Source organism: Marinobacter antarcticus (assembly GCF_011049865.1).
Lineage (GTDB): Bacteria > Pseudomonadota > Gammaproteobacteria > Pseudomonadales > Oleiphilaceae > Marinobacter > Marinobacter antarcticus_A.
The window spans coordinates 1-7,417 of sequence record NZ_DRGY01000120.1 but is presented as its reverse complement, the minus strand read 5'-3'; the positions used below and the strand labels follow the sequence as shown (position 1 = coordinate 7,417).

Annotated in this window: 8 protein-coding genes; 4 read left to right on the top strand and 4 right to left on the bottom strand. The window is 56.5% G+C overall.

Annotated elements, in window-relative coordinates:
* Together ENI00_RS14940 and ENI00_RS14935 are read left to right on the top strand one after the other, a co-directional pair.
* A partial coding sequence (locus ENI00_RS14940) for a nicotinate-nucleotide--dimethylbenzimidazole phosphoribosyltransferase (protein WP_304104123.1) occupies positions 1-534 on the top strand: 534 nt, incomplete at its 5' end.
* The gene (locus ENI00_RS14935; RefSeq protein WP_304104121.1) at positions 527-1,150 is read left to right on the top strand and encodes a histidine phosphatase family protein; all 624 of its coding nucleotides are present in this window, start codon (positions 527-529) and stop codon (positions 1,148-1,150) included. The genes ENI00_RS14940 and ENI00_RS14935, both read left to right, overlap by 8 nt.
* Here the strand turns inward: ENI00_RS14935 and cobU are convergent.
* The gene (cobU, locus tag ENI00_RS14930) at positions 1,131-1,646 is read right to left on the bottom strand and encodes a bifunctional adenosylcobinamide kinase/adenosylcobinamide-phosphate guanylyltransferase (RefSeq protein WP_304104119.1); all 516 of its coding nucleotides are present in this window, start codon (positions 1,644-1,646) and stop codon (positions 1,131-1,133) included. The genes ENI00_RS14935 and cobU overlap by 20 nt on opposite strands.
* A 166-nt stretch (positions 1,647-1,812) precedes the next feature.
* Here cobU and ENI00_RS14925 point away from each other — a divergent pair, with 166 nt between their 5' ends.
* Entirely contained in the window at positions 1,813-3,687 is a 1,875-nt protein-coding gene (locus ENI00_RS14925; protein ID WP_304104116.1) for a putative nucleotidyltransferase substrate binding domain-containing protein, read from the top strand.
* The gene (locus tag ENI00_RS14920; protein WP_304104114.1) at positions 3,680-4,408 is read left to right on the top strand and encodes a 3'-5' exonuclease; all 729 of its coding nucleotides are present in this window, start codon (positions 3,680-3,682) and stop codon (positions 4,406-4,408) included. Before ENI00_RS14925 ends, ENI00_RS14920 begins: the two co-directional genes overlap by 8 nt.
* A 15-nt stretch (positions 4,409-4,423) precedes the next feature.
* On the opposite strand, the gene msrA is transcribed toward ENI00_RS14920, so the two are convergent.
* The 3 genes from msrA to ENI00_RS14905 form a co-directional block, all read right to left on the bottom strand.
* Positions 4,424-5,638 (bottom strand): peptide-methionine (S)-S-oxide reductase MsrA, encoded by a 1,215-nt coding sequence (gene msrA, locus ENI00_RS14915; RefSeq protein WP_304104112.1) that lies wholly within the window; start codon positions 5,636-5,638, stop codon positions 4,424-4,426.
* 114 nt (positions 5,639-5,752) lie between these two features.
* A complete protein-coding gene (locus ENI00_RS14910; RefSeq protein WP_304104110.1) occupies positions 5,753-7,258 on the bottom strand; it encodes a sensor histidine kinase in 1,506 nt (501 codons plus the stop codon).
* 3 nt (positions 7,259-7,261) lie between these two features.
* Positions 7,262-7,417 (bottom strand): winged helix-turn-helix domain-containing protein (locus ENI00_RS14905; RefSeq protein WP_304104125.1); only part of this gene is annotated, 156 nt, incomplete at its 5' end.

The following is a 7,417-nucleotide window of genomic DNA, read 5'->3' as shown; positions in this document are numbered from 1 at the left end:
GGCAACACCACCTCGGCAACCGCCATTGCGTGCGCGTTGATGGGCAAAAACCCCATGAAGCTTGCCGGCCCGGGCACCGGGCTTGATTTAGCCGGCGTGCGCCATAAAGCCGAAGTTATTATCAGCGCGCTTCAGCGCCACGATGACGACCAGGACCCAATGGCCGTGCTCAGAGCCTTCGGTGGCTTTGAGATTGCGGCATTGGCAGGCGCTATTGCCGGCTGCGCGGCACGATCCATACCCGTATTGATTGACGGTTACATCGTGTCCGTTGCCGCACTGATTGCGGTCAGCCAGCAACCGGGCATCCGCCCCTGGCTGCTATTCGCCCACCGTTCTGCGGAACCGGGCCACCAGGCTATTTTGACGGCATTGAAAGCAGAGCCCTTGCTTGACCTCGGAATGCGTCTCGGCGAGGGCAGCGGTGCAGCCGCAGCCATTCCCCTGCTGCGACTCGCCTGCGAACTGCACAACGGCATGGCCAGCTTTGCGGATGCAGGCGTGAGCGATAAAGAGACGTCTCACGATGGTTGATAGCAGAACGATATTCGATCTTATCCGCCATGGCGAACCCGAGGGCGGCCCCATGTATCGGGGCAGCAAAGACGACCCGCTGAGCGGCGCAGGCTGGCAGCAAATGCGCGACGCCGTCACCGAAGCCGACCGCTGGGATGCGATTGTTACGTCACCCATGCTGCGCTGCGTGCATTTTGCCCAAGAACTGGCAGATCGTTACGGCATTCCCCTGCACAGCGATGAGCGACTGCGGGAGATCAACTTCGGGGATTGGGAGGGCCGTACCGCAGATGAGGTGATGGCCAGCGACGGCGAAAGGCTCAGCCGTTTCTGGGCGGACCCGGTTGCCTGCACGCCGCCAGGCGGAGAGCCGGCCGCGCAGTTCAACACTCGCGTTACAGAGGCTTGGCGCCATTGGCAAGAGACCCTTGCGGGCCAGAACCTGCTGATTGTTTGCCACGGCGGCGTTATACGAATGATCATTGCCGATGTTATGAACATCCCGCTGACCCACGCTTTTTCCGGCCTGGTCACGCCCTATGCCTGCCGCAGCAGGATTCAGGTTGACACCTCAGCCCACGGTCGGTTTCAGAGCCTGGTGGCGCACGGGGCACTCAAGGCTTTAAAACCATAGGCAGCCCAGCGACGCTCATCACAACCTTGTCGCACGATTTCGCCAGCGACTGGTTCAGCCAGCCCAGCTCGTCGGCAAAGCGGCGGGTAAGCGGATCCATGCCTATCGTACCCAGCCCGACTTCGTTGCTGACAATCACCAGCTCGCCGGGATAACGGTCCACCTGCATTAAAAACGCTTCCCGCTCCCGGCTAAACGTTGCTTCACCTGCGTGCAACACGTTGCTCAGCCACAAACTCATGCAATCGACCAGCAAGCAGGGCGCGCTTTGGGCATTTGCATGAACAGCAAGCACCTGACCCAGAGCCAGGGGTTCTTCCTCCAGGCCCCAGTCAGCAGGGCGCAATTGCTGGTGGCGCTGAATGCGTGCCCGCATCTCATCGTCCCCCGCCGTTGCCGTGGCGAGATACACCACCGGATTATTTGTGTCAGATGCCAGACGCTCCGCAAGCGCGGTTTTACCGGAACGGATGCCGCCAAGAACCAGAATCGCCATGTTTGGTTATTTCTCTGAAAGGCCGGCAGGCATGCTAACCGGCCAATACGCCGCAACGCAAAAAAGCGCGCGTAAACAGGCCTGAAACCCGAACAGATCCACTGCCCAACCGTCGGTTTCTGCTATAGTTTTGCCAAGGCATTATTTATTGCTCCAGGGAGACAGCATGCAGGCTGAACTGATCGACATCCGCAACCACCTTGCCCGGCATTCGCCGTTTGACAAAATGCCGGAAGAACTGATCAGCCAGCTCACCGCCAGCATTGAGATCAGCTATGTTCGGGCGGGCACCCAGATACTGGAAAGCGGGCAAACCAGCAGCTATATGTTTTACGTGCGCAGCGGCGCCGTAGAAATTTTCCGGCGCTCCGGCGAGCTTTATAATCGCATCGGTGAGGGTGAAATATTCGGCCAGTTCGGTCTGCTGATGCATCGACAAGTGAGGTTTCCTGCGCGGGCCCTGGAAGACAGCCTGCTTTACCGTGTGCCCGCCGAGATTTTTCACCACCTGTTTGAGAACGATGAGAATTTTGCAGACTTTGTGGAAATAGAAGATCGCAGCAGGCTACGGTCGGCACTGTCGCGCCGGGAAAAATCCAACGAATTGATGACCTCTCGGGTCAGCCGCCTGATTTCCCGAAAAACCGTCTCAGCGCCCACCACCGTGCGATTACAGGAAGCCGCGCGCATTATGACGGACAAGGGCGTGTCGGCTCTGCTGCTCATGGACGGAGAGGGCGACAACGCGCGTCTGACAGGCATTATCACCGACCGCGACCTGCGCACACGGGCGGTGACCGAAGCGCTCCCCTCTGAAACACCCATCAGCGAAATCATGTCTGACGGGTTGATCACTATTCGCGCCAGCAGCTACATTTTTGAAGCCATGCTCACCATGCTGCATAACAACGTGCATCATTTGCCCGTGCTGGACGGCCATGAAGTTCGGGGCGTGATCGCGCTTGCGGATATTGTGAAGTATGAAAGCCAGAGCAGCCTGTATCTGGTGAGCAATATTTACCACCAACAGCATGTAAGAGGCCTGAAGAAAATCAGTCGCGACGTGCGTGACAGTTTTGTGCGCATGGTCAACGAACATGCCAACTCGCACATGATTGGCAGCGCCATGGCCGGCATTGGCCGCAGCTTTACCCAACGCCTGCTGGAACTGGGCGAAGAGAAACTGGGACCGCCGCCCGTGCCCTACTGCTTTATGGCACTGGGCTCCATGGCCCGGGACGAACAACTGGTTGTGACGGACCAGGACAACGCGATGATTCTGGACGACCGTTTTGTACCGGAAGAACACGACGCGTATTTTCTGGCGCTGGCAAAGTTTGTATCCGACGGCCTGGCAGAATGTGGCTACACCTACTGCACGGGCGACATCATGGCCACCAACCCGAAATGGCGCCAGCCATTGAAGGTATGGCGCAGTTACTTTCTCGACTGGATTGGAAACCCCAGGGCAGAGGGGCTTTTGAACAGCAATATTTTCTTTGATCTGGACGGCATCTACGGCCGCACCGAGTTTGCCGAAGAGCTCAAGTCCCTGGTTGCAGACCAAGCCAGCAACAGCCAGCTTTTTCTGACATTGATGGCGCGCAATGCCCTCAATCGAACGCCGCCTTTGGGTTTCTTCCGCACCTTTGTGCTGGAAGAAGACGGCAAACATCAGAAAACCTTCAACCTGAAGCGCCGAGGGACGGCGCCGCTGTCAGACCTCATCCGGATTCACGCTCTGGCCTGCGGTTCCGAGGCGCAAAACTCGTTCGAACGCCTCAAAAGCATCGGTAAAACCAAACTCCTCCTCGAAGACGACCTGGACAACCTGAGAGACGCTCTCGAATTCATTTCTATCGTGCGCATCCGCCACCAGGCGTTGTCTATTGAAGCGGGGGAAGAGCCGGATAACAACGTGCGGCCGGAAGACCTGTCACCGTTCGAGCGCAGCCATCTCAAAGACGCTTTCCAGGTCGTTAGCAACGCCCAGAAGTTTCTGAGGTTCCGCTACAACACCCAGGCAACTCGCCATGTCTGAGAACGTACCCGTGCCCGATGCGATTAAGCGTCTGCCGTGGCCAGAACAATACCAGACGCTGGCGAGTATGGCTGAGGCACCTGTTCTCAAAGCCTTTTATGAAGCCGGCTGCGTGTCTGCTCAAACGCCGATTTGCGACGTTCCTATGGTCGCTCTGGACTTCGAGACCACCGGTCTGGATTCCGAAGAGCACTCAATTGTCAGCATCGGGTTGATACCCTTTACGCTCGACGCCATTGCTCTGGGCGGCGCAAAACACTGGGTGGTTCGCCCCAGATTACCCTTGCACCAGACATCGGTTACGTTTCACGGCATCACCCACGCCGACATTGACCAGGCACCGGATTTATCAGACATACTCGAGGAAGTGTTTGCCAGCCTGAACGGCCGCATTCCGGTGGTGCATTTCAGGAGCATCGAACGACCTTTCCTGAATGTGGCATTGCAGTGGCGCCTTGATGAGGGTATCCGCTTTCCCGTTATCGATACCATGGCGATTGAGGCACACCTGCATCCAGACCGGCAACCGACTTTTCTACAGAGAGTGAAGGGTGAAAAACCGATATCCATTCGCCTGGCCGGTAGCAGAACGCGCTATGGACTGCCTCACTACGCAGCCCATAACGCTCTGATTGATGCCATCGCCACTGCGGAACTGTTCCAGGCTCAGATACATCATCACTTCAGCCCGCAAACCCCTATCGGCGATCTGTGGCTTTAAGGCGTCTGTCGCGTTTTACTTCGACGCCATCACTTGCGGAAGCCACTCGCCGTAGCCTGCATCAGCCATTTCTGCCTCGGGTATGAATTTGAACGCGGCTGAGTTCATGCAGTAGCGCAAGCCGGCAGGCGCCGGGCCATCGTTGAACACATGCCCAAGATGAGAATCGGCAAAGCGGCTGCGAATCTCGGTGCGCGTTGAGAAAAACCCGGTATCTACTTTTTCCACAACCCCGTCTGACGTCAGCGGGCGGGTAAAGCTCGGCCAACCGGTGCCGGATTTGTACTTGTCACGGGAAGAAAACAAGGGCTCACCAGACACAACATCCACGTAAATCCCCGCGCGCTTGTTATCCCAGTACGGATTGCTGAACGCCCGCTCGGTGCCGTCGTTCTGTGTGACGTCATACTGTTTGCTGGTAAGACGCTGCTTGAGAGTTTCTGAATCCGGCTTTACGAACGTCTTCGGATCGAACCCTTGTTTCCCGGCAGGCTGACTTACAGCTGCGTTCTTTTCGGTGTTCTTTTTGGCGTTCTCCTGGCCCATGCTATCAGGCTTGAACTGGCTGAAATCCAACTCGTAGTCTTCACCATAGACCTTCTCGATAAACTGATAGCGGCCTGAATTATAGGTATACAACTTGTAGCGAATCGGATTCTTTTTGTAGTAATCCTGGTGATAATCTTCGGCCGGGTAGAACGCCTTAAACGGCGTAATTTCAATGACCACCGGCTTGTCATAAATTCCCGAGGCCTGCAGTTCTTTTTTTGCAGCTTCCGCCAGGCGTTTCTGTTCCGGGGTGGTGTAGAAAATTCCCGGGCGGTATTGCTTGCCGCGGTCAACAAACTGGCCGTTGGCATCCGTCGGGTCCATGATTCGCCATAGGCCCTGCAGCAAACCTTCGTAGGTAATCTTCTTCGGATCGTAGTACACCTGCACCGCTTCTGTGTGCCCGGTGCTGCCAGAACCAACCTGCTGATAGGTCGGGTTGGGCTCGTCGCCGCCCGTGTAACCAGAGACCGCTTCTACCACACCCGGGATCTTTTCATAGCCGGATTCCACGCACCAGAAACAGCCACCCGCAAAGGTCGCAACCTCAAGGCCGGGGTCTGACGGCGCGTACTTGCTAGAGCTGGCCGTGTTCTTTTCGGCCGTCGCAACGGTGGCATATAAGGCCCCGGTGGCTGCTACCAGCAGCGCGGCGACCATTGCCAATGCTTTTCGGTTCATAACAACTCTCCTGGGATTACTGTTCAGAGACACGTTGAAAAAATGCTGAGAGAACTCTTCAGTACCTATCCTATCGCCGTGGTTTCACCAAATCGTTCCTTAATTCTTACGAATCTATAACACTGTGGATTCTTTTACGGTTGAACCTGCCAGAGGTAACCAGAAACGGAATGCCGCACCGGCCCCCGGATGATTTTCAACACAGACACGGCCCTGCTGCAGTTCCGCCATTCGACGCGCGATCGCAAGCCCAAGCCCCGCATGTCCACTGCGGTTGGCGCCCGGCGCCTGGTAAAACGGATCAAAAACATGATCAATATCTTCTGGCGCAATGCCTTTGCCGTCGTCTAACACGCAGATTTCAACGCCTTCGCTGTCCGTTGTTACGCTCAGCTTTACTTCGGCACTTTCCGGCGAGTGATCAATGGCGTTGCCGATCAGGTTGTCCAGCACGCGCTCCGTCATGGCAATATCAGCCAGTACCATAGCCGGCTGAGCCGTGACAATACTCAGTACAACGCCCGCCTGTTCAGCCTTGGGCCGGTGCTTTTGCACCACATCGTACAGCAATTCTGCCGGCATGAACGGCTCCGAAAAGGGTTGGCGCTCGCGGGCATCCAGCGCCGCCAGTTCGAAGAGTTCGTCAACCAGTTTGCTAAGGCGAAGGGTTTCAGCCAGTGCCACGTTCAGAAAACGCCGGCGCTCGGCGGGGCTCAGCTTTTGCTGTTTCATCCCGAGCGTTTCCAGGTAGCCCTGAATGGATGACAAAGGTGTGCGCAAATCGTGTGACACCTGGGCAACCAATTGACGGCGCTGATGATCCTTGTCCTTGAGCAACTCCAACTGGCCCGCAATGCGCGCTGACATCTGATCAAAACGGGTTGTCAGATAATCCACATCGTCGCCGGGAACATTGGCTCTGTCTGCGGCGCCCACGGTTGTGAGATCTTTCGCTTCCGCCTCAAAGGCCTCAACCCGAGCGGTCAACCGCGACAGCCGCCGTGTCAGCAGCCGGAAGAACACCAGGCCTGCCAGCAACCCCACAAACAGGCTGATGGCCAAAGCGCCGCCGCCCATCTGCAACAGACGATCACCGTGCACCATGCTCTCGGCAAAATCGTACTCCTCGCCCCTGAGCACCACATACAAATAGCCCGTGGGGTTCTGTGCGTTGGGCACCGGCGTGACCGAAAAGACTTTGCGGCGATCGTGGCTGCGTGGATCATCACCCTGCAATGGATAGGCATCCGGGTTTTCCAGCAACTGATGAATCGGTTTCAGCGAAACGTGCTTGCGCTTGATTTTGGTTGGATCGGCCGAAAAGGAAAGAATGCGCCCATCCTTGTCCAGCAAATAGATCTCAATGCTGGGGTTGATGGACATATAAAGCGTGAACAGGCGTTCCAGCTCGCTGTGGTTGATTTTGCCGTCGGTCACCAGGTTGCGATCTGACACAAGATGACTGGCCAGATCACGGTTGAGTGCCTGATTTATGGCCGCGCTGTATTCGCGCACGGAATATAAACTCAGAGCAGTGAACAACCCACCCACAATGACCAGAAGCAGAAACAGGCCAATCGCCAGGCGTGCATACAGGGTTTGAAACAACGGTTGGGCCATGGATCAGTCCAGAAACCGATAACCAACACCCCAAACCGTTTGCACATAACGGGGCTCGGCCAGGTTGGTTTCAATTTTGTTGCGCAAACGGTTGATGTGGGTGTTAACCGTATGCTCATAGCCCTCATGGTTATACCCCCATACCGCATCCAGCAGTTG